At 70.8% G+C, this 24,793-nt stretch carries 30 protein-coding genes, 1 tRNA gene and 1 other RNA gene; 15 read left to right on the top strand and 17 right to left on the bottom strand.

Features of this window, described 5'->3' with window-relative positions:
• Nucleotides 1-17: 17 nt before the first annotated feature.
• A tRNA-Lys gene (locus AC3RX1_RS05650) sits at nucleotides 18-92 on the bottom strand.
• A 91-nt stretch (nucleotides 93-183) separates the two neighbouring features.
• On the opposite strand from AC3RX1_RS05650, the gene AC3RX1_RS05645 reads away from it, so the two are divergent.
• Complete coding sequence (locus AC3RX1_RS05645; protein WP_491500264.1) at nucleotides 184-999, top strand: inositol monophosphatase family protein; 816 nt, start codon at nucleotides 184-186, stop codon at nucleotides 997-999.
• Nucleotides 996-1,583 carry a hypothetical protein gene (locus AC3RX1_RS05640; RefSeq protein WP_491500263.1) on the top strand — a complete coding sequence of 196 codons (588 nt, stop codon included), beginning with the start codon at nucleotides 996-998 and terminating at the stop codon, nucleotides 1,581-1,583. Before AC3RX1_RS05645 ends, AC3RX1_RS05640 begins: the two co-directional genes overlap by 4 nt.
• Here AC3RX1_RS05640 and AC3RX1_RS05635 read toward each other — a convergent pair.
• Nucleotides 1,580-2,734 carry an SLC13 family permease gene (locus tag AC3RX1_RS05635; protein WP_491500262.1) on the bottom strand — a complete coding sequence of 385 codons (1,155 nt, stop codon included), beginning with the start codon at nucleotides 2,732-2,734 and terminating at the stop codon, nucleotides 1,580-1,582. The two genes, AC3RX1_RS05640 and AC3RX1_RS05635, sit on opposite strands and share 4 nt — an antisense overlap.
• A gap of 116 nt (nucleotides 2,735-2,850) precedes the next feature.
• On the opposite strand from AC3RX1_RS05635, the gene AC3RX1_RS05630 reads away from it, so the two are divergent.
• Nucleotides 2,851-3,459 (top strand): histidine phosphatase family protein, encoded by a 609-nt coding sequence (locus tag AC3RX1_RS05630; RefSeq protein ID WP_491500261.1) that lies wholly within the window; start codon nucleotides 2,851-2,853, stop codon nucleotides 3,457-3,459.
• 92 nt (nucleotides 3,460-3,551) lie between these two features.
• Complete coding sequence (locus AC3RX1_RS05625; RefSeq protein ID WP_491500260.1) at nucleotides 3,552-3,911, top strand: VOC family protein; 360 nt, start codon at nucleotides 3,552-3,554, stop codon at nucleotides 3,909-3,911.
• A 34-nt stretch (nucleotides 3,912-3,945) separates the two neighbouring features.
• On the opposite strand, the gene AC3RX1_RS05620 is transcribed toward AC3RX1_RS05625, so the two are convergent.
• From AC3RX1_RS05620 to ssrA, 4 genes are all read right to left on the bottom strand, one after another.
• On the bottom strand, nucleotides 3,946-4,935 hold the full coding sequence (locus AC3RX1_RS05620) for an alpha/beta hydrolase (protein ID WP_491500259.1): 990 nt from the start codon (nucleotides 4,933-4,935) through the stop codon (nucleotides 3,946-3,948).
• Nucleotides 4,936-5,092: 157 nt separating this feature from the next.
• Nucleotides 5,093-5,674, bottom strand: coding sequence for a carboxymuconolactone decarboxylase family protein (locus tag AC3RX1_RS05615; protein ID WP_491500258.1), 582 nt, complete (start codon nucleotides 5,672-5,674; stop codon nucleotides 5,093-5,095).
• Complete coding sequence (locus AC3RX1_RS05610; protein ID WP_491500257.1) at nucleotides 5,671-5,994, bottom strand: hypothetical protein; 324 nt, start codon at nucleotides 5,992-5,994, stop codon at nucleotides 5,671-5,673. The genes AC3RX1_RS05615 and AC3RX1_RS05610 overlap by 4 nt, the downstream gene beginning before the upstream one ends.
• 78 nt (nucleotides 5,995-6,072) lie before the next feature.
• Nucleotides 6,073-6,442: a transfer-messenger RNA gene (ssrA, locus tag AC3RX1_RS05605) on the bottom strand.
• A gap of 143 nt (nucleotides 6,443-6,585) precedes the next feature.
• Between ssrA and AC3RX1_RS05600 the strand changes: the two genes are divergently transcribed.
• The 3 genes from AC3RX1_RS05600 to AC3RX1_RS05590 are packed head-to-tail and all read left to right on the top strand — an operon-like array spanning nucleotide 6,586 to nucleotide 10,089.
• Nucleotides 6,586-7,239 (top strand): SIMPL domain-containing protein, encoded by a 654-nt coding sequence (locus AC3RX1_RS05600; protein WP_491500256.1) that lies wholly within the window; start codon nucleotides 6,586-6,588, stop codon nucleotides 7,237-7,239.
• A complete protein-coding gene (locus tag AC3RX1_RS05595; protein WP_491500255.1) occupies nucleotides 7,236-8,576 on the top strand; it encodes a M20/M25/M40 family metallo-hydrolase in 1,341 nt (446 codons plus the stop codon). Before AC3RX1_RS05600 ends, AC3RX1_RS05595 begins: the two co-directional genes overlap by 4 nt.
• Before the next feature lie 34 nt (nucleotides 8,577-8,610).
• Nucleotides 8,611-10,089 carry an MFS transporter gene (locus AC3RX1_RS05590; RefSeq protein ID WP_491500254.1) on the top strand — a complete coding sequence of 493 codons (1,479 nt, stop codon included), beginning with the start codon at nucleotides 8,611-8,613 and terminating at the stop codon, nucleotides 10,087-10,089.
• On the opposite strand, the gene smpB is transcribed toward AC3RX1_RS05590, so the two are convergent.
• The 4 genes from smpB to prfB form a co-directional block, all read right to left on the bottom strand.
• Nucleotides 10,090-10,566: an SsrA-binding protein SmpB gene (gene smpB / locus AC3RX1_RS05585; RefSeq protein ID WP_491500253.1), complete on the bottom strand. Its 477-nt coding sequence runs from the start codon at nucleotides 10,564-10,566 to the stop codon at nucleotides 10,090-10,092. It abuts the gene before it with no gap.
• A gap of 100 nt (nucleotides 10,567-10,666) precedes the next feature.
• Nucleotides 10,667-11,581 (bottom strand): permease-like cell division protein FtsX, encoded by a 915-nt coding sequence (gene ftsX, locus AC3RX1_RS05580; protein WP_491500252.1) that lies wholly within the window; start codon nucleotides 11,579-11,581, stop codon nucleotides 10,667-10,669.
• The gene (gene ftsE / locus AC3RX1_RS05575; protein ID WP_491500251.1) at nucleotides 11,578-12,684 is read right to left on the bottom strand and encodes a cell division ATP-binding protein FtsE; all 1,107 of its coding nucleotides are present in this window, start codon (nucleotides 12,682-12,684) and stop codon (nucleotides 11,578-11,580) included. The genes ftsX and ftsE overlap by 4 nt, the downstream gene beginning before the upstream one ends.
• Nucleotides 12,685-12,745: 61 nt before the next feature.
• A complete protein-coding gene (gene prfB / locus AC3RX1_RS05570; RefSeq protein WP_491500250.1) occupies nucleotides 12,746-13,858 on the bottom strand; it encodes a peptide chain release factor 2 in 1,113 nt (370 codons plus the stop codon).
• Between prfB and AC3RX1_RS05565 the strand changes: the two genes are divergently transcribed.
• Nucleotides 13,857-15,173, top strand: a complete 1,317-nt coding sequence (locus tag AC3RX1_RS05565; protein ID WP_491500249.1) for an MFS transporter — start codon at nucleotides 13,857-13,859, stop codon at nucleotides 15,171-15,173. The two genes, prfB and AC3RX1_RS05565, sit on opposite strands and share 2 nt — an antisense overlap.
• 18 nt (nucleotides 15,174-15,191) lie before the next feature.
• Nucleotides 15,192-15,821 carry an HAD family hydrolase gene (locus AC3RX1_RS05560; protein ID WP_491500248.1) on the top strand — a complete coding sequence of 210 codons (630 nt, stop codon included), beginning with the start codon at nucleotides 15,192-15,194 and terminating at the stop codon, nucleotides 15,819-15,821.
• 9 nt (nucleotides 15,822-15,830) lie between these two features.
• Here the strand turns inward: AC3RX1_RS05560 and AC3RX1_RS05555 are convergent, their stop codons facing one another.
• The 7 genes from AC3RX1_RS05555 to AC3RX1_RS05525 all read right to left on the bottom strand — a co-directional run bounded on the left by AC3RX1_RS05555 (nucleotide 15,831) and on the right by AC3RX1_RS05525 (nucleotide 20,133).
• Nucleotides 15,831-16,187: a pilus assembly protein TadG-related protein gene (locus AC3RX1_RS05555; RefSeq protein WP_491500554.1), complete on the bottom strand. Its 357-nt coding sequence runs from the start codon at nucleotides 16,185-16,187 to the stop codon at nucleotides 15,831-15,833.
• A gap of 77 nt (nucleotides 16,188-16,264) precedes the next feature.
• Complete coding sequence (locus tag AC3RX1_RS05550) at nucleotides 16,265-16,738, bottom strand: TadE family protein (RefSeq protein ID WP_491500247.1); 474 nt, start codon at nucleotides 16,736-16,738, stop codon at nucleotides 16,265-16,267.
• Entirely contained in the window at nucleotides 16,713-17,096 is a 384-nt protein-coding gene (locus AC3RX1_RS05545) for a TadE/TadG family type IV pilus assembly protein (protein ID WP_491500246.1), read from the bottom strand. Before AC3RX1_RS05545 ends, AC3RX1_RS05550 begins: the two co-directional genes overlap by 26 nt.
• 18 nt (nucleotides 17,097-17,114) lie before the next feature.
• On the bottom strand, nucleotides 17,115-17,336 hold the full coding sequence (locus AC3RX1_RS05540; protein WP_491500245.1) for a hypothetical protein: 222 nt from the start codon (nucleotides 17,334-17,336) through the stop codon (nucleotides 17,115-17,117).
• 27 nt (nucleotides 17,337-17,363) lie between these two features.
• Nucleotides 17,364-18,293 (bottom strand): type II secretion system F family protein, encoded by a 930-nt coding sequence (locus tag AC3RX1_RS05535; RefSeq protein ID WP_491500244.1) that lies wholly within the window; start codon nucleotides 18,291-18,293, stop codon nucleotides 17,364-17,366.
• A complete protein-coding gene (locus AC3RX1_RS05530; RefSeq protein WP_491500243.1) occupies nucleotides 18,290-19,144 on the bottom strand; it encodes a type II secretion system F family protein in 855 nt (284 codons plus the stop codon). Before AC3RX1_RS05530 ends, AC3RX1_RS05535 begins: the two co-directional genes overlap by 4 nt.
• On the bottom strand, nucleotides 19,141-20,133 hold the full coding sequence (locus tag AC3RX1_RS05525; RefSeq protein WP_491500242.1) for a TadA family conjugal transfer-associated ATPase: 993 nt from the start codon (nucleotides 20,131-20,133) through the stop codon (nucleotides 19,141-19,143). The genes AC3RX1_RS05530 and AC3RX1_RS05525 overlap by 4 nt, the downstream gene beginning before the upstream one ends.
• Between AC3RX1_RS05525 and AC3RX1_RS05520 the strand changes: the two genes are divergently transcribed.
• The 6 genes from AC3RX1_RS05520 (at nucleotide 20,132) to AC3RX1_RS05495 (ending at nucleotide 24,792) form a co-directional block, all read left to right on the top strand.
• On the top strand, nucleotides 20,132-20,344 hold the full coding sequence (locus AC3RX1_RS05520) for a hypothetical protein (protein WP_491500241.1): 213 nt from the start codon (nucleotides 20,132-20,134) through the stop codon (nucleotides 20,342-20,344). The two genes, AC3RX1_RS05525 and AC3RX1_RS05520, sit on opposite strands and share 2 nt — an antisense overlap.
• Nucleotides 20,341-21,957, top strand: a complete 1,617-nt coding sequence (locus tag AC3RX1_RS05515) for a recombinase family protein (RefSeq protein WP_491500240.1) — start codon at nucleotides 20,341-20,343, stop codon at nucleotides 21,955-21,957. Before AC3RX1_RS05520 ends, AC3RX1_RS05515 begins: the two co-directional genes overlap by 4 nt.
• A gap of 76 nt (nucleotides 21,958-22,033) precedes the next feature.
• A complete protein-coding gene (locus AC3RX1_RS05510; protein WP_491500239.1) occupies nucleotides 22,034-22,324 on the top strand; it encodes a hypothetical protein in 291 nt (96 codons plus the stop codon).
• A 137-nt stretch (nucleotides 22,325-22,461) separates the two neighbouring features.
• The gene (locus tag AC3RX1_RS05505) at nucleotides 22,462-22,710 is read left to right on the top strand and encodes a hypothetical protein (protein WP_491500238.1); all 249 of its coding nucleotides are present in this window, start codon (nucleotides 22,462-22,464) and stop codon (nucleotides 22,708-22,710) included.
• Nucleotides 22,711-23,186: 476 nt separating this feature from the next.
• On the top strand, nucleotides 23,187-23,405 hold the full coding sequence (locus tag AC3RX1_RS05500; protein ID WP_491500237.1) for a hypothetical protein: 219 nt from the start codon (nucleotides 23,187-23,189) through the stop codon (nucleotides 23,403-23,405).
• Nucleotides 23,406-23,664: 259 nt separating this feature from the next.
• Nucleotides 23,665-24,792, top strand: coding sequence for a hypothetical protein (locus tag AC3RX1_RS05495; RefSeq protein ID WP_491500236.1), 1,128 nt, complete (start codon nucleotides 23,665-23,667; stop codon nucleotides 24,790-24,792).
• Nucleotide 24,793 lies beyond the last annotated feature (1 nt).

Below are 24,793 nucleotides of genomic sequence, written 5' to 3'. Positions count from 1 at the left end.
AGCGATCCGAGGGCCGGTGGTGCGCCCCCTGGGATTCGAACCCAGAACCCATTGATTAAGAGTCAATTGCTCTGCCGTTGAGCTAGAGGCGCGCTGCTCGCCGAACCGGCGAACGAGAGACAACATTAGCATCCAGATCGGCGCAGAACGAAATCGGGCAGACGTGCCCGGTATCCTTGGCAGGTGACGTCCCCCTCCCCCGGATCGCCCTCCTACGCCGACGACCTGGCGCTCGCGCTGCGGCTCGCAGATGCGGCGGACGAGGCATCCCTCGCGCGCTTCGACGCGCCCGACCTCGACGTCCGGACGAAGGACGACCACAGCCCTGTCACCGAGGCCGATCTCGCGACCGAACGCGCCATCCGCGACGTCCTCTCGAGCGAACGCGCCGGCGACGGCGTGTTCGGTGAGGAGTTCGGCCAGGCCGGCGCCGGGGCGCGGCAATGGATCATCGACCCGATCGACGGGACGGCGAACTATCTCAAGGGCATCCCGATGTGGGCGACCCTGATCGCCCTCGTCGTCGACGGCGTGCCGCAGGTCGGCGTCGTCAGCCAGCCCGCGATCGGCCGCCGCTGGTGGGGAGCCACCGGCCTCGGTGCGTGGACCAACACGACCGATGGGGCCCCCCGCCGCATCAGCGTCTCGGGCGTCGACGACATCGCCGCCGCGAGCGTGAGCTTCCAGAGCATCGGGCAGTGGGACGACGCCGGCCGACTCGACGACCTCGTGCGACTCTCGCGCGCGGTCTGGCGCGACCGCGGCTACGGCGACGCCTGGCCGTACATGCTCCTCGCTGAGGGACGCCTCGAGCTCGTCGCCGAGTTCGACGTCAAGGAGTACGACGTTGCGGCGCACGTGCCGATCGTCCGCGAGGCCGGCGGCCGCTTCACCGACATCGCCGGCGCCGACGCGATCGACACCCGTTCTGCGCTCGCAACCAACGGCGTGCTGCACGACGCGTTCCTGGCGCTTCTCGACGGATCGGATCCCCGGTGACCCGCACTCGCACGCCGGCTCTCGGTGTCGTTCTGCTGCTGTCCGCCACGCTCGCGCTGGCCGGCTGTGCGAGCAGCGCGACCCCATCGGCGGCACCCACCGCAGATGCGACCGTCACAGTGCCGGCACCCACCGAGACCGTCTCGGGCTCCGAGGCGCCGACGGGACCCGACGCGCCCTCCGGCGAGCCGACGTGTGACGGCATCATCCCCTCCACGACCGTCGAGGCCTTCACCAAAGAGGACTGGACGTTCCGCGAGGACCCGTTCTACGTCGGCAACATCAACCTCGCCGGCGGCATCCAATGCACGTGGGGGAACGCCAGCGTCGCGAGCGATCAGGTGCAGGTGTTCGGCTGGGCGCCGATGACCGACGCCCAGCGCGGCGAGGTCGAGAAGGAGCTCGTCGACTCCGGCTGGAAGAAGTTCACCGAGGACGGCGTCGAGTACATCACCGCCACGGACGACATGATCATGAACCCCGACGACGACGGCTACGGCATGACGTATCGCTTCGGCAAGGGGCAGATCACGTTCGCCGACACGAAGCAGGGACTGCTGCTCGTGGAGTGGCCGCGCCGCTAACCGGCGAAGGCCAGCGTCACCGTCGCGGCGACGACGGCGAGCGGTGCGGCGATCGCGCCGAGCAGGCACACGCGTCGCCAGGGCAGGTGCACCCCCGCGCCGGTGAGCCGGTCGTGCCACAGCAGCGTCGCGAGCGACGCCCACGGCGTGATCAGCGGCCCCGCGTTCACGCCGATCAGAAGCGCTGCCAGACGCAGCGGGGAGCCCGCGACGGGCTCGAGCGCCAGGTAGGCGGGAAGGTTGTTGATCGCATTCGCGCCGACAGCTCCGGTCGCAGCGAGACGCAGGAGGTCGAGCGGGCCTTCCCCCGTGCCGGATGCTGAGGCGAGGAGAACGCCCAGGCCGAGCGCGTGCAGCGCCTCGACCACCAGGAAGAGGCCGGATGCGAGCAGCACGAGCCGCCACGGGACGAGCCCGAACCCGAGGGCACCGGGCTGCCGCGCGATGAAGAACCCACCCAGCACGAGAGCCGCACCGGCCGCGGGGACCCACACGGGCAGCCCCGAGACGAGCAGGGGCAGCAGGACCACGACGACGCACGCGCTCGCCCTCAGCAGGACGGGGTCGCCGCGGTGCCGCCCCGTCTCGACGTCATACCGCGCGCCGAGCGATCGGCGCATAATGAGCGCGATCACCACCATCGGCACCGCCATCGCCACGAGCGCCGGCGTCCAGAGCAGCGCGGCGAAGGCGATGGGCGACGGATCGCCCATCGCGCGCTGCGCCAGCAGGTTCGTGAGGTTCGAGACCGGCAGCAGGAGCGATCCGGCATTCGCCATCCACACCGTCGTGAGTGCAAACGGCGCCGGATCGAGCCGGGCGTGCCGAGCCATGCCGACGACGATCGGGGTCAGCAGCACCGCGGTCGTGTCGAGCGACAGGAACACCGTGCAGACCGCGGCTCCGCCGACGACGATCAGCCACAGCAGCCACCCGCTTCCCCGAGCCCACCGCGTCGCCTGCTCCGCGATGGCGGTGAACAGTCCCGCGGCGGCAGCGAGCTCGGTCACGACCGTGATGGCGACGACGAACGCCAGCACAGGCCAGACACGCTCCGCCAGGGCCAGCGCGTCACGCTCAGGCAGCACCCCGGTGGCGATCGCCGCCAGTCCCGCCGCCGCGAGGACCGCGCCCACGATCGCTGTCTTCATCGGTCCCCCGGCGCCCTCGTGCATGGCCCGGACTTCCGGCCCGGCTTCCATGATGGCTCGGCGCCGACCGCTGCGGTTCCCTCGCCACGGGGTTTCGTGTGGCATAGGCTCGACCGATGGCCCTCGAACTCGCCTCCGACGGTCCCTCGGTCGTGCTCGTCCGCCACGGCGAGACGGAGTGGAGCCGTGCACGCAAGCACACGTCGTTCACCGACGTGGGGCTGACCGATGCGGGAGCGCGCGAGGCGCAGCGCGCGGGGCGGCTGCTCTCGGGGCTTCGATTCGGCACGGTGCTGTCCAGCCCTCGTCGCCGGTCGCGTGAGACCGCCCGTGCGGCCGGATTCCCCAGCCCCGCCGTCGTCGACGAGCTCGTCGAGTGGGACTACGGCGTCGTGGAGGGGCGCACGACTGCCGACATCTCGGCCGAGGTGGGACATCCGTGGAGCATCTGGACCGCTGCCGCACCCGACCCGGTGCCCGCAGAGTCGGTGGAGGACGTTGGTCGCCGTGCGGATGCCGTCATCGCCCGGCTGCGGGCGGCGACGGCCGGTGACACCGATGCCCTCATCTTCTCGCATGGCCACTTCCTCCGCATCCTCGCTGCCCGCTGGCTCGATCTGCCGCCCGCCGAGGGTCGGCGGCTCGCCCTCAGCCCCGGCGGTGTCTCCGAGCTCGGCTTCGAGCACGCCGACCCGGTGATCGCCCGCTGGAACATGCCGGTCTGAGCGCGGACGCACCTACCGGCTCTTGTCCCCGCGATGGCGGCGGCGTAGGTTGAGCGCGTCACCTGAGCAATCTGAGCAGAGGAGCCGGAATCATGGCGAACGGCGACGTGACTCATCTGGAGATCCCGGTCACCGATTTCGAGCGGGCGAAGGACTTCTACGGCACGGTGCTCGGCTGGAAGATCGCCGACGCTCCGGGTTTCGAGGACTACCCGATGTGGCAGGGACCGAACGGCGCAAGCGGTGGTGCACTGGTCAAGCGCAGCGACGACTTCACGCAGCCTCGCAGCACGGTCGAGGTCGACTCGATCGACGATGTGCTGGCCAAGGTGCAGGCATCGGGCGGGCGCGTGCACACGCCGAAGAGCGCGATCACCGACACGAGCTGGTGGGCGGTGTTCGAGGATCCCGACGGCAACGTCATCGGCCTGTTCGAAGGGACGATGGGCTGACCTGCGGACGTCGAGGCCTGAGGAGGCTCCGGCGTCAGTCGCTGTGCGCCTCGATGAAGGCGACGGTGCGCTCGAAGGCGGTGCGCGCCTGCGGCAGGCTCGACGAGAACTGATACTCGTGCTTGAGCCCGCCGACTTTCCAGAACAACGCGTCGGTCGCGACGCCGCGGGAGCGCAGGGCACGGGCGAGTTCCCTCGACTGGGACTCGAACGGGTCGGCGTCGCCGACCGTCAGGAAGGTCGGCGGGTACGCCGCGCTCGCCTGCGTCGTCGTCGACAACTGGGCGATGAACGGCGCGCGCTCCCAGTCGTCGTACCCCGTGTACGAGGACATGTAGCGCTGCAGATGCGGGAAGCGGGTGGCCGCGACGGTGCTCATGTCGAAGAGACCGCAGTAGAGGATGGCGCCCCGCAGGCTCTTGCTGTCGAGCGACGGCTGAAGAGCGAGGGCGTCGGCGAACGCGGGGTTCGTCACGACGACGGCGAGTTCGCTCGAGATCTGTGCACCGGCGGAGTCGCCGCCGACGAAGACGCGCTGCGGGTCGCCGCCGTAGTCGGCGATGTGGTCGCGGATGAACCCGAGCGCGGCATTCGCCTGCCGGACGGGAACTGGATGCCGCGACTCGGGCGCGAGCGAATAGTCGAGGCTCGCGACGATGAAGCCCTGGCCGGCGAGCCGCCGGGTGAACGGCGCCAGTCTCGCCGCCGACCCGGAGACGTAACCGCCGCCGTGGATCCACAGCACGACCGGCTTGGGCGACTTCTCGCGCTCGCCGAAGATCAGCAGGTGTGCGTCGGGCGCCTCCGGCGTCGGGATGGCGACGACCGGCCATTCCGTGACAGCATCGGCAGCGGCCGCGGCTGCTTCCGCCTGCGGCGCGCCGACGGCGACCTGCGCCACCGGAGGCGCCGGCTGCACCGCCGCGTGATACCAGCCGGCCGTCGCTGTCGCGACCGCGACGACCGCCGCGGCGACGCGGATCAGCCGCCCTTGCTGCGGGCTCGGGCGCCCGGGTTCTCGCATGCCGTTCGTGATGGTTCTCCCCAGATCTCGTCGCCGCATCGGGTCTGCGCGCGACGTGGACGCGCCGCACTCGCGGGCGGCGCCTGCTCAGCGTAATCCACGAGGCCGGTGATGAACAGCGAGCGCTCCGGAACGACCGGCTCAGGAGCGGCCGGAGTCAGGAATAGCCGCGGCGCAGCAGCATTCCAGCCGCGCGGTCGAAGTCCTCGGCGCTCGGAATCTCGTAGTCGAGCGCGTTGGCGTTGCGCGTGATGATCGCGAACACTGCGCCGACGGCGGCGACGTCGCGCAGGTCCCGCGGCGTGAGTCCGGAAGCGAGTGCCGCCTCGACGTCGTCCCGGCTGATCTCGTCGGGTCGGTTCGTAACACGGTCGAGGAATGCGAAGGCGGCGCGAAGCCGGTCCGAGACCGGTGCGGTCCGGTAGTCGGCGAGCACGGCGTCGACCGTCGCGCGGCTGATTCCTCGCACGGCGATCGCGCCGTGCGCACCGACGCAGAAGGGGCACGAGTTCCACTTGGCGACGAGGGCAGCCATCAGCTCACGCTCGGCCACCGACCAGGAACTTCTGCCCCGCATCGTGCGCTGCGTCCACTCCCCGAGCGCCGGGCCCACGAACCGCTTGTCGTAGAACGCCACACGCGCGGCGTCGGGGAGGCGGTATCCGGCCAGGCGCGAGATCACTCTGATCATGAGGCGGCTGCGCAACGAGTCGCCCCTCTCGATTTCGGGCAGCCTCACCGTGACGCATCCTCGATCGCGCGGGCCGCGGCATCCCACCGGCGCAGGCCGGCGCCGACACTCGCCGACATGACGACCTCGAAGGCCGCCTTGTCCGACGCCGTGGCGGCACGAACGGCTGCCACCTGCTCATCGGTCACGCGATAGGAGGCGTCGGCGACGTTCCGGGCGAGGGCGCGGTACGGCTCAGGAAGTCGGTCGATGTCGTCGGGGCGCCCGGAGAGCAGCTCCCGGCGCATCCCGGGGTCAACCGCCCCCGCGTTCTCGGCCCGCTCCCGAAGCGCTGCGGCGAGATCGGCGTGCTCGCGCTCCTCCGCCATTCTGCGAACCTAGCGGAAAGGGCCCCGGCCGCGCCATGATCCGCGCTGCCGAAGCCCTCTTCCACTGTGACAGCGGCCTGGTGGAGATGGGGGGAATCGAACCCCCGTCCATCGCTGAATCTCCACGCCTTCTCCGGGCGCAGTCTGTGCAGACGCTCTGCTCGGCCCCGACCTTTGTCACAGACACCTAAGTCGACAGGCCCAGTCTGGGAAGAGTCCCGCGTGACGTCCAGACGCCGTCACACAGCAAGATCCCTCAATGACGCCAGGATCCGTGCCGGAATCACACACGGTCTGACGGACTATCGGGCTCGCTTACGCAGCGAGGGCGAAGTCAGTGCGCTTTGCATTGGCACTTATTGTTTTGCAGGGAGCGTTCACGAGATAACCCTGCATCCTCGGCCCGCTTCTCGTGAATAGACAGGCGATGTCGAAACCGATCATCCCCGTGCATGCTCTGTCGAGAGCGGCCGCTGTCACACTGTGGAGTTTCCAAGATCCGGATGCCTGGGCACCCGAGCATCACAGGATACAACGGATCGCGCCCATCCGGAATTCCTGCCGGGAGACCCCGCGCCGTAGGCTCTGCTCATGAGCGAAATCGTGATCACCGTGCGGGGCGAGCATGAGGCGTCCCGTGCCCCGGAAGAGGGCGTCGCGCACATCGCCGTGCGCGCCGAGGGGCCGGAGCGCGGTCCCGTCGTCGAGCGCATCGCCGCGCTCAGTGCCCCGATCCGCGACGACCTCACCGCACGCCGGGACGCCGGCGGCCTCGTCGAGTGGTCGAGCCAGCGCGTCGCGGTGTGGGCGGAGCGCCCGTGGAACGCCGACGGGCGGCAGCTCGCGCCGGTGCACCACGCGGCGGTCGACTTCTCGGCGACCTTCACCGACTTCGCCGCCCTGTCGTGGTGGATCACCGAGGTCGCCGAACGCGACGGGGTCACCGTCACCGGCGTCGAGTGGCGGCTGACGCGGGAGAGCCGTGCGGCACTCGAACGCGAGGTCGCCGCCGAGGCGGTTCGCGCGGCCGTCGAGCGCGCCACCGCCTACGCCGAGGCGCTTGGTCGTACCGACGTCGTTCCGCTCGAGATCGCCGATCTCGGGCTCCTCAGCCAGGGCGCCCCCGCGCCGATGGCTCGGATGGCGAAGATGTCGATGGATGCCGCCGGCGCCGCGGCGCTCGACGTCCGTCCGGAGGACATCGTGGTCGCGGCCGCCGTCGAGGCACGGTTCACGGCACGATGAGCGAGATCCCCGTCCGCGAGGGCATCGCCGAGCGCCTCGCGCAGATGATCCGCATCCCGACCGTCTCCGCCGAACTCGATCAGCGCGGCATGGCGCCGTTCGACGAGTTCGTCGGCCTCATCCGGGAGCTGTACCCCCTGGTGCACGAGCATCTCGAGCTCACCCGCCACACCGAGCTCGGCCTCCTCTTCCGCTGGAGGGGCAAGCGGCAGGCGCCCGACGGACCCCTCGTGCTCATGGCGCACTTCGATGTCGTGCCGGTCGACGAATCAGACCCGTGGACGCATCCGCCCTTCGCCGGCATTGTCGAGGACGGCTGGGTCTACGGTCGTGGCACCCTCGACGACAAGGGACCGCTCATCGTGATCCTCGAAGCGGTCGAGAACTTGCTGGCCTCAGGGTTCCAGCCCGCGCGGGATGTCTGCCTGTCGTTCGGAGGCAATGAGGAGACGTTCGGAGACGCGGCCCGTCAGATCGCGGCGTCGTTCCGCGACCGCGGCGAGATCCCCTGGCTGGTGCTCGACGAGGGCGGCGCCGTGGTCGACGCGCCGCTGCCGTTCGTCACCGGCGACGCCGCGATGATCGGCGTGGCCGAGAAGGGCGTGCTCACGCTCCGTCTCTCCGCACGCGGCGAGGGCGGACATGCCTCCGCTCCCCCGGCGATGACAGCGGTGCGACGCATCGCACGGGCGCTCGACCGCCTCGACGCCGGTACGTTCCGGCCGCATGCGCCGGCAGCCGTCGCCCGCATGCTCGCCGCCTTCGCCGCCCGCGCGACAGGCCCGGCGAAGCTGCTCTACCGACTGCTCGCAGCCGTGCCGTGGCTCGCTGCCCGGGTGTTCGCGCGCCTCGGCGGTGAGACGGCGGCGTTCGTGCGGACGACCGTCGCCGCGACCATGGCCAGCGGAGGGACGGCCGCGAACGTGCTCCCGTCGCAGGCGTCGGCGATGGTCAACCTGCGCATCGCGATCGGCGAGACCGTCGACGGCACCGCACAGCGCGTGCGCCGACGCATCGCCGACGCCAGGGTGCAGGTCGAGGTCGTCGAGGGCGACGACCCGTCGCCCGAGTCGGCGACCGACAACGCGCAGTTCGCCGCCGTCGCCGCCGCGCTGCGCGAGTCGTTCCCGACCGCCGACGCGGTGCCGTACATCATGATGCAGGCGAGCGACTCGCGCCATTTCCACCGTTTCTCCCCCGCCGTGTACCGCTTCGCTCCGCTGCGCATGTCGGCGGCGCAGCGCGCGGGCATCCACGGCGTCGACGAGCGCGTCGAGGTCGACTCCCTCCTGCGGGGGGAGCGATTCCACCGCGCCCTCATCCAGCGGCTAGAGTGATCGCACCCGAGATCCTGCCTGCAAAGGAGCACGCATGACGCGCAGCGTCGCGCCCACGCGCGTCACCCTCGGCGCCCTCGCCGGGGTCGTCGGATTCCTCGCCTTCGTCGAGTTCACGAGCGGCGTCCTGCAGGGCTACTACACGCCCATGCTGACGAACATCGCTCGGCACCTGGGGATCCACGACGCCGATGTGAACTGGCTCGAGGGCACTCAGCTCATGCTCTCGGCACTCGTCGTGCCGGCGTTCGCCAAGCTCGGCGACATGATCGGGCACAAGCGGATGCTGCTGATCTCGACCGCTCTCACGGCAGCGGCGGCGCTCGTGCTGCCGTTCACCGACTCGTTCGGCGTGTTCCTCGCGGCCTGGGCGCTCATGGGGTTCTACGTCGTGTGGCTTCCCCTCGAGATCGCGCTGATCTGGTCGCGGGCACGACGGATGCCGGGGCGGTCCACCATCACGGCGCGGGCGGCGGGCCTGCTCGTCGCGGCTCTCGAATCGGGCGCGATCATCGGGGCGCTGGTCGGCGGCGCGCTCGTCGACGCGCTGCCGCTGTGGATCGTTCTGCTCGTCCCGGCGGCGATGATCGTGATCTGCTTCGTCGTCGTGCTCTTCGGCGTGCAGGAGTCTCCCGAGCCTGCCGGTGGCCTCTTCGACACGGTGGGCGTCGTGCTCGTTTCGATCGCGTTGATCGCGTTCACCGGCGGACTCAGCCTGCTCCGTCTCAACGGGCCCGCCGATCTGCTGTCGTGGGTCGTCACGGCGCTCGGAGTGCTGCTGGTCGTGCCCTTCGTGCTGTGGGAGCTGCGGCAGGACGACCCCCTCATCGATGTGCGGATGTTCCGCTCCCCCGCGCTCGGCCCGGTGTTCCTCACCGCGGGACTGTTCGGCGTCAGCGTGCTCGGGGCGCAGGCGCCCCTGTCGACTTTCGCGCGCACCGACCCCGCGGTGTACGGCTATGGCCTGGGCACCAGCGGGTTCGCGACATCCCTCATCATCGGGGTGTACCTCGTCGCGATGATCCTCGGAGCGCTCGCCTACCCGCTCGCCGCCCGTCGTGCGTCCCCGCGGATCGCGCTCATCGTGGCCGCGTCCCTCGTGGGCGTCGGCTTCCTGCTGTTCCTGCCGCTCCACGCCACGTACGGTCAGGTGATCGTCAACATGGTGATCGTCGGTGTCGGGTCGGGCGCGCTCGTCGCGGCACTTCCGGCGGCCGCCGCATCCGCTGCCTCGCACAGCCAGACCGGGGTCGCGACAGGGCTCACGAACTCGGTGAAGACCGTCGGCGGGGCCATCGCCTCCTGCGTCTTCGGCATCGCGCTGCTGCACGGCGCGGTCGGAACCGCGGCCACGCCGGAGGGCACCGCCGGCTCGTTCAGCGGCTACCTGACGGTGTGGATCGTGTGCGGCCTCACGGCCTTCGCCGCGGCGGCGCTGCTGCTCGTCGTGCCGAAGACGGCGTTCAGCGACGACGCTTCCGTCGAGACGCCCGTCGCGGAGCCGATCGGCTGACTACTCGCCGAGGCGGTTGCGGGTGCGCATCGCGCGCTCGGCCTCCCGCCGGTCCTGCCGCTCGCGCAGCGTCTGGCGCTTGTCGAACTCGCGCTTGCCCTTCGCGACCGCGATCTCGACCTTCGCGCGGCCGTCGGAGAAGTACAGCTTGAGCGGCACGAGGGTGTATCCGCCGGCGGCCACAGCGTGCGACAGGCGGACGATCTCCTCCTTGTGCAGCAGCAGCTTGCGGGTGCGCTTGGCAGCGTGGTTCGTCCAGTTGCCCTGCAGGTACTGCGGGATGTTCACGGCGTCGAGGAAGGCCTCTCCCCCGTCGATGTAGGCGTAGCCGTCGGTCAGGGTAGCACGGCCCTCACGCAGAGACTTGACCTCGGTGCCGGTCAGGACGAGCCCGGCCTCATAGGTCTTCTCGATCGTGTACTCGTGGCGCGCGCGACGATTGGTCGCGATGACCTTCTCCCCGCGTTCCCTGGGCATGGCGTACTCCTGAAGTCGATGACGGATGCCGCATCCGGCCGTGGGCACACGGTGCTCGGCGGATGGCAGCCCATCAGTCTAGCGCAGCCGGAGGTCCCGCCTACGCCCGCAGCCAGCGGCGGATGGCGAAGCCTGCCGAGACGGCGGAGAGCACGACGCCGATGCCGATGAGGATCGGGATGACGTAGGCGACATCGGATGCGCCCACCCAGGTCGTGATGAAGTCCACGCGCGGGCGGATGTAGTCGCGCACCCCGAACTGCACGCCCGCCCAGACGGCGACACCGGCGAGGATCGACCCGATGAGGGCGGCGAACACCCCCTCGAGGATGAACGGCGTCTGGATGAACCTGTTCGATGCCCCCACGAGCCGCATGATGCGCAGCTCCTTGCGTCTCGCGTAGGCCGACAATCGGATGGTCGTTGATATCAGGAGCACGGCGGCGACGAGCATGAGGCCGGCGATGCCCACGGCGATGTACGTGGCGACCGTGAGGGCCGAGAACAGCGGCTGCAGCAGCTCCATCTGGTCCTGCACCGTCTGCACGCCTTTCGTGCCGGCGAACGCCTCGGTGATCACCGCCGAGTTCTCCGGATTGACGAGGTTCACGTAGAAGCTCGCGCCGAACTGGCCGGGCGAGAGGATGTCCTTGTAGTCGTCGCCGAGCAGTTCGAGGGCGTTCTTGTACGCCTGCTCGGGCGTCTCGAAGCGCACCTTGCTGATGAGGGGTTTGAGGCCGGCGCCGTCGAGACGGTCGCGCACCGCGTCGATCTGCTTCTCGGTCGCGGCGCCCTTGTCGCAGTTGGCTTCACGGGCGCCGTCGACGCACATCGACACCTGCACCTGGGCACGCCCGGTCCAGAAGTCGCGCATCTTGCCGATCTGCGCCTGCATCAGGATCGCAGAGCCGACGAATGTGAGAGACACGAACGTGACGAGCACGATCGAGATGACCATGGAGGCGTTGCGGCGAAGGCCGGAGAGCGCCTCGCCGAAGATCAGTCCTGCCCTCATCGCGTGGGCCCCACCTCGTCGTCGCGCTCGTCGAGTCCGAGCTTGTCGGCGAGTCCGAGTGCGTCGAGTTGCACGTCGGCGGGGTCGTCGGCCGGGTGTGCCTCGGGGACATCGAGCGCGGGAGGTATGGGAGCAGGCTCGCGATCGGCGGCGTCGGGTTCCGCTTGGCGAGCGGGGGTGTCGGGTTCCGGCTCGCGAGCAGGGGGCGCGGCCGGGCGGGCGGCGGGCCGCGGCGGGTGTGTGGCGCCGGGCGTCGCCGTCGCGAGATCCCGCTGCGGCGCCGCAGGCGCGGCATCGTGTTCCGCCGGCGCAGCGGCGTCGGACTCGACGGTCTCGCGGTGCACCTCGAGCACGGCGGTGAGGGCCGCGACCGAGGCGGCGCCGCGCTCCGGACCGGGGGCGAGGCTCGGCAGAGCCGACGTGTCGCCGTAGCCGCCGCGGCGGTCGTCGCGCACCATCTCACCCTCGTGCAGCTCGATCACGCGACGCTGCATCTCGTCGACGAAGCCGGCCTCGTGGGTCGCCATGACGACGGTCGTGCCGGTCGCGTTGATGCGCGCGAGAAGGCGCATGATGTCGACGGATGTCGCGGGGTCGAGGTTTCCCGTGGGCTCATCGGCGAGCAGGACCTGCGGGCGGTTGACGATCGCGCGGGCGATCGCGACGCGCTGCTGCTCACCGCCCGACAGCTCGTGCGGCAGGCGCTTTCCCTTGCCGTCGAGTCCGACGAGGGCGAGGGCTTCGGGGACGGCCTGACGGATGAACGCACGCGACGATCCGATGACCTGCAGTGCGAAGGCGACGTTCTGCGAGACCGTCTTCGTGGGGAGCAGGCGGAAGTCCTGGAACACCGCGCCGATGTGCCGGCGGAAGTACGGCACCTTGCGGCTCGACAGCGCACGCAGGTCACGCCCGAGGACGACGACCCGCCCTTCGCTGGGGCTCTCCTCGCGGAGGATCATCCGCAGGCAGGTGGATTTGCCGGACCCCGAGGGGCCGACGAGGAAGACGAAGTCTCCGCGTTGCACCTCGAAGTCCACGTTCAGCAGCGCGGGTTTTGAGGTGCCGCGATACCGCTTGGTGACGTTCTCGAACCGGATCATGGCTCAACGAGCCTAAACGCGCGGTTCTCGGATCCTCGCAGCGACACCGCGCCGCGACGGATCAGTCCTCGTCGTCCTTGCGCTTGCGCCAGCGGATTCCGGCGGCGATGAATCCATCGATGTCGCCGTCGAACACCGGCGCCGGGTTTCCCACCTCGTAGCCGGTGCGGAGGTCCTTCACGAGCTGCTGGCCGTAGAGGAAGTAGGAGCGCATCTGGTCGCCCCAGCTCGCGGTGATCGTGCCGGCGAGCTCCTTCTTCTTCGCCGCCTCCTCCTCGCGCTTGAGGAGCAGAAGGCGCGTCTGCAGCACCCGCATGGCAGCGGCGCGGTTCTGGATCTGCGATTTCTCGTTCTGCATCGACACGACGATGCCGGTCGGGATGTGCGTGATGCGCACGGCCGAGTCGGTCGTGTTGACGGACTGCCCACCTGGGCCTGAGGACCGGAAGACGTCCACGCGGATGTCGGCTTCGGGCACGTCGACCTCGACGGCCTCCTCCATGACGGGGATGACCTCGACGGCCGCGAAGCTCGTCTGGCGCTTGTCGGCGGCGCCGAACGGGCTGATGCGTGCCAGACGGTGCGTCCCCGCCTCGACCGACAGGGTGCCGTAGGCGTACGGCGCGTCGATCTCGAACGTCGCCGACTTGATGCCGGCACCCTCGGCGTACGAGGTGTCCATGACCTTCGCGGGGTACTTGTGGCGCTCGGCCCAGCGCAGGTACATGCGCATGAGCATCTCGGCGAAGTCGGTCGCATCGTCGCCGCCCGCGCCGGAGCGGATCGTCACGACGGCCGAGCGGTCGTCGTACTCCCCGTCGAGGAGTGTCTGCACCTCGAGCTGGCTGATCACTTCGCCGAGGTCGGAAAGCTCACGGCGGGCCTCGTCGGCGGAATCCTGGTCGTCCATCTCGTTCGCGAGTTCGACGAGCACCTCGAGGTCGTCGAGCCGCTGCTCGATCTCGGTGACGCGCTTCAGCTCGGCCTGGCGATGGCTGAGCGCGCTGGTCACCTTCTGGGCCTTCTCGACGTCGTCCCACAGGTCGGGAGCGCCGGCCTCGGCGCTCAGGCGCGCGATGTCGTCCTTGAGCTTCGGGACGTCGACCACCGCCTGGATGTCGGCGAAGGTGGTGCGCAGGGCCTGGATGTCGGCGGACAGATCGAGTTCAAGCATGACACTCCAGACTAACGTGGATGCAGTGACCGCCGATTCCCCTCCCCTGCGCGTCGGCACGGTGCTGTGGCGGTTCGGCCCGATGATCTACGGGCCGACGCTGCTGTTCTCGCTCGGCGAGGGTGCCGTCATCCCGCTGATCCCCGTGATCGCCTCACAGCTGGGCGCCGGCGTCGCTCTGGCGGCGCTCGTCTCGTCGGCGCTCGTGGTCGGTCAGCTCTGCGGCAATCTGCCGGCCGGGTGGGCGGTCGCCCGCATCGGCGAGCGGATGACGATGGTCATCGGCGGGACGGCCGCGGTCGCCGCCAGCATCGGCCTGCTCGCCGCGCCGAACCTCGCGACGCTCACGATCGCAGTGTTCGTGCTGGGGTTCTGCGCGGCGGTGTTCGGCCTCGCCCGGCACTCGTTCATGACGACCCGCATTCCGATCGCCTTCCGTGCACGGGCGCTGTCGCTGCTGGGCGGCTCCTTCCGGCTCGGCGTGTTCGTCGGGCCGTTCGTCGCGGCGGCGCTGCTCGCCGTGTTCGGCGATGAGCACTCGGCGATCTGGTTCGCGCTCGTGTGCCTGGTCGGCGTGGTGCTGCTCGTGCTGCTCGGGCCCGATCCCGAGCGGGATGCCGCGGCCGCCCTCGCGCGGACGCATCCGCGTGCGGACACGGCCCTGGACGAGGACACCGGAGAGGTCATCACCGGACCCGTGCGCACCTCCGACCCGCCGACCGGGGTCTTCCGGACGATGTGGCGACACCGGCAGGTACTGGCGCGGCTGGGAGTGGCTGCGGCGCTGCTGTCGTCGATCCGGTCGGCCCGGCAGGTGGTGCTGCCCCTGTGGGGCGTGTCGATCGGGCTCGACGCGCAGACGATCGCGATCGTCGTCGGGATCTCCGGCGCCTTGGACTTCGCGCTCTTCTACGCATCCGGGCAGGTGATGGACCGCTTCGGGAGGCTGTGGGCCGCCCTGCCGGCGATGATCCTCATGGGCACGGGGTTCCTCGCACTCGCCTTCACGCACGACCTGCGGCAGGCGGCGATGTGGTTCGCCCTGTTCGCCGCGGTGCTGGGCGTCGGCAACGGCATGTCGAGCGGGATCCTGATGACCCTCGGCGCGGATCTCGCGCCGCAGAGCGACCCGGCGGCGTTCCTCGGCTCCTGGCGCACGCTGACGGATGCCGGCGGTGCGGCGGCGCCGCTCCTCGTCTCCGCGCTCACGGCGGCCTGGTCGCTGAGCCTGGCGACCGGAGTGGTCGGCGGGATCGGGCTGATCGGCGCCATCGGGTTCCTACGCTGGATCCCGCGGTTCGTGCCGCGGCGGTGAGGCCCATAGGCTGAGCGGATGCCGACGAAGAAGTGGATCCTGTTCGACATCGGCGGAGTGCTGGAGATCGTCGACGACGGCGCCTGGCAGGGCCGCTTCATCGCCCGCTGGCAGGCGCACGCCGGCCTCACTCCCGCGGAGTGGGTCGCACGGCTCGACGCCGCCGAGCTCCCGGCCATCGACCGAGAGGCCGGCACGGAGACCGAGTACTGGCGCAGAGTCGGTCGTGCCGTCGGCCTGAACGACGCCGACGCCGCCCGGATGAGGGCCGAGATGTGGGACGCCTACTGCGGAGAGCTCAACGTCGAGCTCATGGAGTTTGCGCGCACCGTGTCGTCCCGGGCCGGCGTCGCCATCCTGTCGAATTCCGTGGACGGCGCGCGCGAGGAGGAGGAACGCCGCTACGGCTTCGCGTCGGTGTTCGACCCGATCTGCTACACCCATGAGCTCGGCGCCGCGAAGCCGGAGCCCGCCGCCTACGAGGCCGCTCTGGAACGGATGACCGCGAGTGCGTCCGACGTGCTGTTCATCGACGACCACGAGGTCGCGCTCGAGGGCGCGCGGACGCTCGGCATCCGCAGCATCCTGCACCGGGACAACGCGGTGACGATCGCGGCGATCGAGGAGTTCCTCGCCGCGCCGGCGTGACGACGCCCGTCAGTTCAGTGCCGTGCGGCTCGTTGCGGTCGAGGCCAGCGTGAAGCCGTCGGGGACGAACAGCGTCACGACCGGCGGGTGCCATTCGGCGGCAACACGCACTCGGGCCGACGCGCCATCGGGGGTGTCGGCGGACACGACGCGGGCGCCCGCCCCCACATCGGCGACGAACGACTCCGCCTGCGCACGGACCCCGTCGGCGGTCAGCCTCGCAGTGGCGTCGTCCCCGTCCACAGTGAGCGACCAGCCGTCGGCGCCGGCGAGGGCCGCCGCATCCGCCAGGGCGTCGAGCTTCTTCTGCGCGAGATACAGCGACGTCGCATCGGTGCAGATGAGCACGGCGACGAGTGCCAGCATCGCGTAGCCGATCGTCAGCAGGAGGATGCTGCCGTCGTCGTTCTCCCCCGTGCTCGACCGGCGGAGCTGCCCGCGCGTCACGGGGTCCCCCACATCTTCGACACCCGCTGCGCGGCGGATGCCTCGAGCGGGATCACCGCGAGCCGGTCGAGGTCGAGGATCGGCGGGACGAGAGGCAGCGTGACGCTGGTGGTCACCGTCACCACGAGCGTCGTCCCCGCTCTCGGGCACTCGCCGTCGGCCGGTCGGCAGGTGATCGACAGGTGCACCCGGTCGGCGCTCATGCCGTACTCGGCGATGATCGAGCGGAGTACGGCGTCGGCGCGGGTGCGGGCTGTCGCCTCGTCGGATGCGGTGGCCACCGCCCGGGCGATGTGTCGTGCTCCCGACTCGGCGCCGAGGCTCTGCCCCTGGATGAGCCCGAGCGCCACGATGAGGTACACGATCGGCACGAGCAGCAGGAGGCCGACGAGGATGAACTCCAGCGCCGCCGAACCGGCGTCATCGGGGCTTCGGCTCGAGCGGTCACTCGAGGCTCTCCGCCGGGGCATCGGCGGTCACCTCCATCCCCCGCGGCGCGCCCAGCAGTCCGACCAACGGCAGCGGCACCCGGACGGTGACGCGCACGGCGGGCGCGCCGCCGATCGTGACATCGGCCGCCGACACCTCCGAGGCGTACGCGTCGCCCACGGCACGCGTGATGATCGTGCGGGTGCGGGAGGCTCCGTCGGCGAGGGTCTCGTCGGCGAGCGCCGCACGGTAGGCGCCCTCCACCGCGGCGTCGTGCACGACGTTGCGGACGTACACGACGAGGCCGAACTGCAGCACTCCGAGAGTGAGGAGGGTCAGCAGAGCGCCGACGAGCACGAACTCGACCGGACTCGAGCCGTGATCATCGGTCGCCGGCACCCTCCGCAGCAGACGCATCTACAGCCCGGACACCTTCGCGATCGCCTGCTGGAACAGGTCGGCGAGCGCAGGCCCGGCGAGCGCCCAGATCATGACCACCAGCCCCGCAGTCATGAGTGTGATCAGGACCCAGCCGGGAACGTCGCCGCGGTCGTCGGCGACCTCGTGCGACCACGCGCGCTGCAGGCGTCCCCACGCCGAGCGCAGCAGCGGCGCTGCCCTGTGTGCAAGTTCATGCATGATGTTCTCCTTCACTTCTCTTCCGTCTCATCCGATGCCCAGGCGCAGCATGAAGACGCCGGGAAAGACCGCAAACAGGACCGAGAGCGGGAGGATCAGGAACACGAGCGGCAGGAGCATCAGGATCTCCTTCCGTCCCGCCCGCTCGATCAGCGCGCGCTTCGCGTCCTCCCGCGCGTCGCCTGCCTGCGCCTGCAGCACCTGCGCGAGCGGGGCCCCTCGATCGAGCGCCGCCACGATGTGGTCGAGCGCTCGCGTCAGCGCCGGGATCTGCAGTCCCCGCCCGAGCGCGGTGAGCGACTCGGCCAGGGTCGATCCCGTCCCCACCGCGAGCACCAGCGCGCGCAACTCCGCCGTGAGCTCGCCCGCACCCACCTGCCCGACGCGGCGCAGGGCGTCGAGGATTCCCTCTCCCGCCGACAGGCACAGCGCGAGGAACTCCAGGACGGTCGGCAGCTCCTCCTGCACCCGCGCCGCTCGTGCCCGTGCCGCGCGGCTCAGCAGCAGATCGCACAGCGCCCCACCCGCCGCTGCGGCGAGGAGCGGCACGATCGCCGCCACGGCGGTGAACCGTCCTGTGAGCACGAGCGCCACGACGAGCAGACCGCCGGCCGCGAGTCCCACCAGGACGCCCACGAGCTGCTGTGCGCGGAACGCGGCGACGCCCGTGCGGTCGGAACGGCGCCCGGCCTGCCGGAGGCGTCGCGCCACGCTCTCCGATCCGCCGACGAAGCGGCCGAGCCGCTCCTGGAGTGCCGCCCAGAGCGCCGCGGGCGTGGCCAGCGGGACGATGGGCGTGAGTCCCTGCGGATCTGCCACGTCCCTGATGTACGGCGCGATGCGGCGCTCGAGGCTGGGTGCTCCCCAGCGCGGCAGCAGTACGAGCAGCAGGCACATCCCCGCGCCGAACGCGCCGCCCAGCACGATCGCGAGGGCGATGTCGGTGACGCCGGTCATCCGAACCACCGCCGCGGCTCCGGCAGCCGGCCGATGCGGATCATGACGCGGTACGCAACGAAGGAGACCGCCGCTCCGACGAGGATGAGGGCGATGCCCTCCGGGCTGCTGTACGCCGCCGCGCCCTCCGGCCGCATCGCGAGGAGCGCGAGGATCACCCACGGCGCGATCACCCCGAGCACCGCGGCGCCGCGGATCCAGGACTGCCGGGCTTCGACCTCCGCCCGCAGCGCCGCGTCGGCCCGCACCGAGGCGGCAAGCGCGCGCAGCACCGGAACGAGCTCGGTGCCTCCCACCTGGCGCGCCATGCGCAGTGTCTCGACGATCCGGTCGGCGATGGGGTCGGACAGCGCGACCTTGAGCCGCGCGGCGCTCGAGTCGAAATGGCCGGACGCGGCGACGTCGTGCGCGAAGGCCGCGAAGGCGGACCGCAGCGCCGGGGGCGCGGAGGACTGCAGCGACGCCACCGCGTCGGGCAGCGACATCCCCGCCCGCACCGAGGCGATGAGCAGATCGCACACGTCGGGCCACAGACCCCGGCGCAGGCGCAGCAGACGCAGACGCCGTCCGCGCAGCCAGAAGAAGGGCACGGCCGCACCCGCCACGAGGGCGAGGACGGCGATGACCGGCACGGGGATGACGAGCCATGCGACGGCGCCGGCGAAGAGCCCCAGGAGCATCGCGATCGCGATGGGCACCTTGAGCGGAACGTGCGCGTACCCCGCCGCGTCCATCAGCCGGTCGAGTGCACCCGCCTCCCGGGCGGTGCGAGGTGCGCCCTTCGGCCAGAGCCACGGCGACAGGGTCAGCAGGATTCCGGCGGCGAGCACCGCTCCCCACACGATGGTCATGCGCGGCTCCGGCGCGGCCCATCGGCTGCCGATTCGTACACCGTGCGGGTCTCGATGACGCCGTCGACGATGCGCCCCGTGGGTGCGACGATCTCGGAGACACGGCGACGCCCGTCCGCTCCCCGGACGCAGTGCGCGACGAGGTCCACCGACGACGCGATCGCCGGCAGGATGAACCCGCCGTCGATGTTCCGTCCCGCGAGCAGCGGAAGGGAAGCGAGCTTGACGAGAGCCTCGCGGGCCGAGTTCGCGTGGATCGTCGCCGCGCCCGGCACGCCGGTGTTCAGGGCGAGCACGAGGTCGAGCGCCTCCGCATCGCGCACCTCCCCCACCACGAGGCGGTCGGGGCGCATCCGCAGCGCCTCCTTCACGAGGCGCCGAAGCGTGACCTCCCCGGTGCCCTCGAGGCTCGGCTGCCGCCCCTGCAGCGCCACGATGTCGGGCGCGTCCACTGCGAGCTCGAAGGTCTCCTCCACCGTGACGATGCGGTTCCCGTGGGCGCCGGCCGCCACGAGGGCCGCGAGCAGCGTCGTCTTTCCCGCGTGCGTCGCTCCGCTCACCAGGATGCTGCGGCCCTGCGTCATCGCCTCACGCAGCAGTCGCGCGCCCTCCGGCGCGAGGGATCCGCCCTGGACGAGCCGGTCGAGGTCGCGGTACGCCGGCAGGAACTTGCGGATGTTCACGGACCAGTGCCGGCGGGTGATATCGGGGATCACGACGTGCAGGCGGGATCCGTCAGGGAGGGATGCGTCGACGAACGGCTGGCTCAGGTCGACGCGCCGCCCCGTCGCCTGCAGCATGCGCTCGACGAGGTCGCGCACGGCGCTGTCGGTGAGGGCCAGCGGCACACGCTGGGAGACGCCCTCGCGGGCGATGTAGATCCGGTCCGGGGAGTTGATCCACAGCTCCTCGGATACCCCGTCGATGCACCGGGCAGGGGATCGCCGCCAGGCGCACTCCTCCCCGACAACATCGAAAGGGGCCGCCATGTCCGCCATCTCCTCCACCCCCGCAGACCCCTACGCGGGCACCACCTCCCGACACCTGACCGACACCGAGGACGCCGTGGGCCTCGCCCGCTTCCATGGCGTCGCCGAGGGCATCGGCTACGACCCCGCCGAGGCCATCCGCGCCATTGACGCCGCCCTCGCCGAGCTGACCGCAGCCCGCGCGCTCCTCGCCGAGGAGGCGACGGCATGACCGCCGTCGCACTCGACCCCGCCAACCTGGTTGACCTCTACATCCGCCTAAGCGTCGATGCCGAGGGCAAGGACTCCATGGAGCGCCAGGAGGCCGACCTCCGCGAGTGGGCCGCCCGCGAGGGCCGCACCGTTCGCGAGGTCTGGCGCGACCGCGGCAAGTCCGGCTACAAGAGCAACGTCAAGCGTCCCAGCTTCGACGCCGCGGTGAAGGCCGTCACGTCCGGTGAAGTGAGACACCTCGCCGTCTGGAAGCTGGACCGCCTCAGCCGCCGCGGCGCGGGCCAGGTCGGCACCCTCCTGGACGACGTGGATGCAGTCGGGGGCCGCCTGTACTTCCTCCGCGACTCCCTGGACTCGACAGTCCCCGGACACCGCATGGTCATCGTCATGGTCTCCGAGCAGGCCCGCGCCGAGAGCGCGAACACCAAGCTTCGTGTCCGCGCCAAGAAGATTGCGCAGCGCAAGGCGGGCCTCTACCTCGGCGGTCAACGGCCCTTCGGCTACATCGTCGGCGACGACCGCAAGCTCCGCCCTCACCCGACCGAGGCCCCGCTCGTGCGAGAGGCGTTCGAACGTCTCATGGGCGGCGAGACGATGCTCGCCATCTGCCGGGACTGGAACGCGCGCGCCATCCCGACGCGCCGGGGCGGGACACACTGGCGACCTTCGGCGATGTCTGTGGCCTTCCGCTCGCCAACGCTCGCCGGTCTGACGCCGGACCGCCGCGAGCAGCGCGAGGCAGGCTACGAGGGCGGCGATATCCACCCCTGGCGCGACCCCGACACCGGCGATATCGTCTCGCTCATGGCCGAGGGCGTCGCCCCCATCGTCAGCGAGGGCGAGCGGATGGCGCTCCTCCAGGAACTCGACTCACGCCTCCGCCAGTACGGGCGCGGCATGCGCGCCCAGAAGCAGCCCGAGACGCTCCTCGGCGGCGGCCTCGTGCTGTGCGCCGAGTGTCGCCGGACCTGCAACTCCTTCGGCAACGCCTACCGCTGCCGCAAGCTGGACTCTGTCGGCGAGGAGTGCAAGCATCCGCTGAACGTCAGCATCGAGACGCTGGAGCGCGCCGTCAAACGGGAGTGGGCCTTCCACCTGGCGCGGCTGGAACCGGATGACGAGCAGCTCGCGGTTGTCGCCGAGCGCTGGCTCGCCCGCAACGACCCCGGGACCATGCGCGAGCGCGCCGAGCTGGCCGACCGTCTCAGCACGCTGGAGGCCAGGGTCGCCGCCGCCGACGATGCCCTCTTCGTGCGCGGCACGCTGACAGAGGAGCGCCACGCGCGCATCGTCGCCGAGCTGGGCAACCAGGCCGCCCGCGTCCGCGCCGAGCTGGCCAAGCTGCCAGAGACGACGGCCAACCTCGGCGCACTCCTGGACCCGGAGATATCGCTACCCGCCATCATGGCCGCGCCGGTGCTGGAGGCACGGGCGCTCCTCCGCCTCACCATTGACAAGATCATCGTGACGGCGGCGCCCAAGTCCGGCGCCAGGTTCCACCCTCACGAGCGCATGCGCATCGTCTGGGCGGGTGAGGACGTGGACCCTCGGACGCTCGATGTCAGCCACCTCAGGCAGGAGGGGACGCCCCGCGTCCCCACGGCCGCCTAGGTCGCCATCACGGCCCCCAGTCCGCCAAGCTGGGGGCCACCGTCCGCCCGGTCCGCCCGCCGCCGAGGAGCACGCCATGACCACCGACCGCCAGCCCGACGCTCTCCAGTTCGTCGGCTCCCACTCCATCTACTCCGCTGCCAGGATCGCCCAGGCCCACCGCCTGGAGCACGCGCCGGATGCCGAGGCCTCTCCCGAGGTCTGGCATGGCTCCGGCGTCTTCTGGCTCCCCTTCGCCGACGGCGTCCGCGGCGTCGTCGTCCCGCAGCACTTCGGCGACGGCGGCCCCTCCGTGGTCCCCGCCGCGGCGATGGCCGAGCGGCTCGCAGCCATGCGGGTCGCCCCGCTGCCCGATGAGTTCGCATAGGGCCTCCGGCCCCACTCTGCAAGGCCCCTCAGCTCCTCATCTCGGGCGCTGGGGGGCCTTCGCTGTGCCCCGGGATGCTGTCCAGCTCGCGGTCCGACACCGGCGCCGAGCAGGGGCACGCCGCTAGGCTGCCCCCGATGCTTCACGCCTCCGAAATCGACTTCGCGACGGTCACTCTCCCGCCGCCTACACTGACGCCCGCCGTCATCGCCGAGCTAGTCGCCGCACGCCCTGAGCCGTCCCTGGCCGAGCGTTTCGCGTCCGCCGCCTACCTGGACGCCATCGCCGCCCAGTACGCCGCCCAGTGGCCGTCTGAGCGCCGCGCGGGCCGCCTCCGGGCCTTCGCCACGGCGCGCCGCCTGGCCCTGGCCGACTCTCCGGCGTGACACGCCACGTCCAGGTCCACCGTCGGGTCCAGGTCCACCGTCGGGTCCAACCCGGCGCCCCTGTCGTCAGCGCCGGGGGAGGTGGCGGTGGCCTCCCGTGCATCCCGGGATGTCACACAAGTGACGCAAATGACGTTCCGTTCCGTCATTTCTACATCTGTGTCTAAGCTCTCTCTCCCTCTCTAGAGGTGAAGTAAGAATGACGGTTCCCATCGTCATTTTCGTCACTTGTGTGACATCGCCATGACGGCCACCGGGGCCACCGCCAGCTCCTCCCTGGGAGTCCCCTGGGAACCTGACACCAGCGCACCGCCGCCGCCTCAACTTCCGCGTATTTCCGGGGGTCTCCGTGGGCAGTCAGGCGCACTACTACTTGAGAGAAAAGAACACTCTCACTACCTACTCACGCCCTGGCCACGTCGCCGGGGCGCTTCTCTTTGGCCCCTTACCGTCACGTAACACCTGGAGGTGTCTCCATGTACTCCGCCACTTGCGCCTCCTGTGGCCTCGCCTTCGTCGCCGAACGCAACACCGCTAACACTTGCTCCGACCGCTGCCGCGTCAAGCTCTACCGCGCCCGCCTCACCGCGCAGCGCGCCCGCCTGGCCGCCCAGGCCGAGGACGCCATCGCCGCCCGCGATATCAACGCCCTGGAGGCGGTCGCCCGCCGCACCGTCGCACTCCTCGCGGCCTAACCCGACCTTCACCTCCGCCTCTGCGGCGCCCCTCTCTGACCTGGGCAGCTCACCGGCCCCAGGCGCACTCCTACGTGCAACAACATCCCTGCCGCCTCGCGGCATCACATCGTGGTCACTTTCGGAACCCTGGCGGGTACTACACCACCGACGACGGGCCTCCTCCGGTTAGCTCCCGGGGCGAGGCCCGTTGTCACACCTCGCCGCCCGACTGCCCACACCGTCGGCGTCCGCCAGCGCCTCAACCGAAAGCCCCCCCATGTCCCCCATCAACTTCAAGCCCGCCCTGGACAAGTACGCCACTACGACCCCGGGGGCGCGCAGCTCCCACGCGACTGCCGCCCACGTCACCGCGCGTTTCCTCGAACCACAGAGCGACGGCACCACCTGCCCGCAGATGTTCCGCGTCCCGACGCCCGAACATGCCGCCCGCTTCGCCATCGCGCCGACCATCCATCGCTCGGGCCTGACCGACCCCCGGGACATCCGCGAGGCCGTCCACGGCTTCATCTCCGGCGTCCACCGGCGCTTCCACGGCCCTCTGGCCCGTCGCACCCCGCAGCCGGGGCGTGAGCACGTCGCAGAGGCTCCGCCGTTCCTGGCGCTCTCCAACCACTACGCGGGCCTCCATGCGGCCCTCCGCTACGAGTTCCCCGCTGACCACCCCGACAACGTCTCCGCCCACTTCGACCGCTGGGACTACCAGGAGGCCATCCTCTCCGCAACGTTCACCGAGCTTCGCGCCCTCGATGCAGCCGCCGCACAGAGGGCAGCCCGTGACGCCGCCCGCGAGGCCCGAGCGGCACGGATGGTTCCGACGCCCACAGCGGCACCCACCCTCACCGACGAGCAGCGCGTCCGCTACCGGGCGACCGCTAAGGCCAAGCGCGAGGCCGCAGCCGCCGCGCAGCTCCAGACCATTGACGACGCCCTGGGCGTGCTGATTGACGATGGAGGGCTTGTCCCCGGCGCGCGCATCACCCGGGCCGAGCTGACGGCCATGGTCAGGGCGGACCTCTCCGACGAGGAGCGGCGCGCCATCGCTCCCCGACGCGCGACGGCTCTCATCCTCCAGGCCGCGGCAGCGCACGGGCTGACTGAACGCGTACTCACGTCTGCCGACGGCACGCGCGCCCGCGGCTTCATCTTCACCCCCGAGACCACCACCGAGGAGACCACCGACATGCACCAGATCGACCACCTCACCGAGCTGGCGACCGCTGCCAACGCCGCCGCTGACGCCTTCGAGCGACTGGCAGCGGCCCAGGATGCCGCGTACCTCTCCGGCGACCGTCTCGGCGCGCTCCAGCTCCAGCGCGAGCGCTTCAAGGGCGACCCTTCCCCGGTCGCCGATCTGGCGGCTTTCCGCGCCCGCCGAGCAGCCTGAC

This window comes from Microbacterium altimontanum (genome assembly GCF_058349865.2).
Note: the sequence above shows the minus strand (reverse complement) of the source record. Positions and strands in the feature narration are given on the sequence as shown.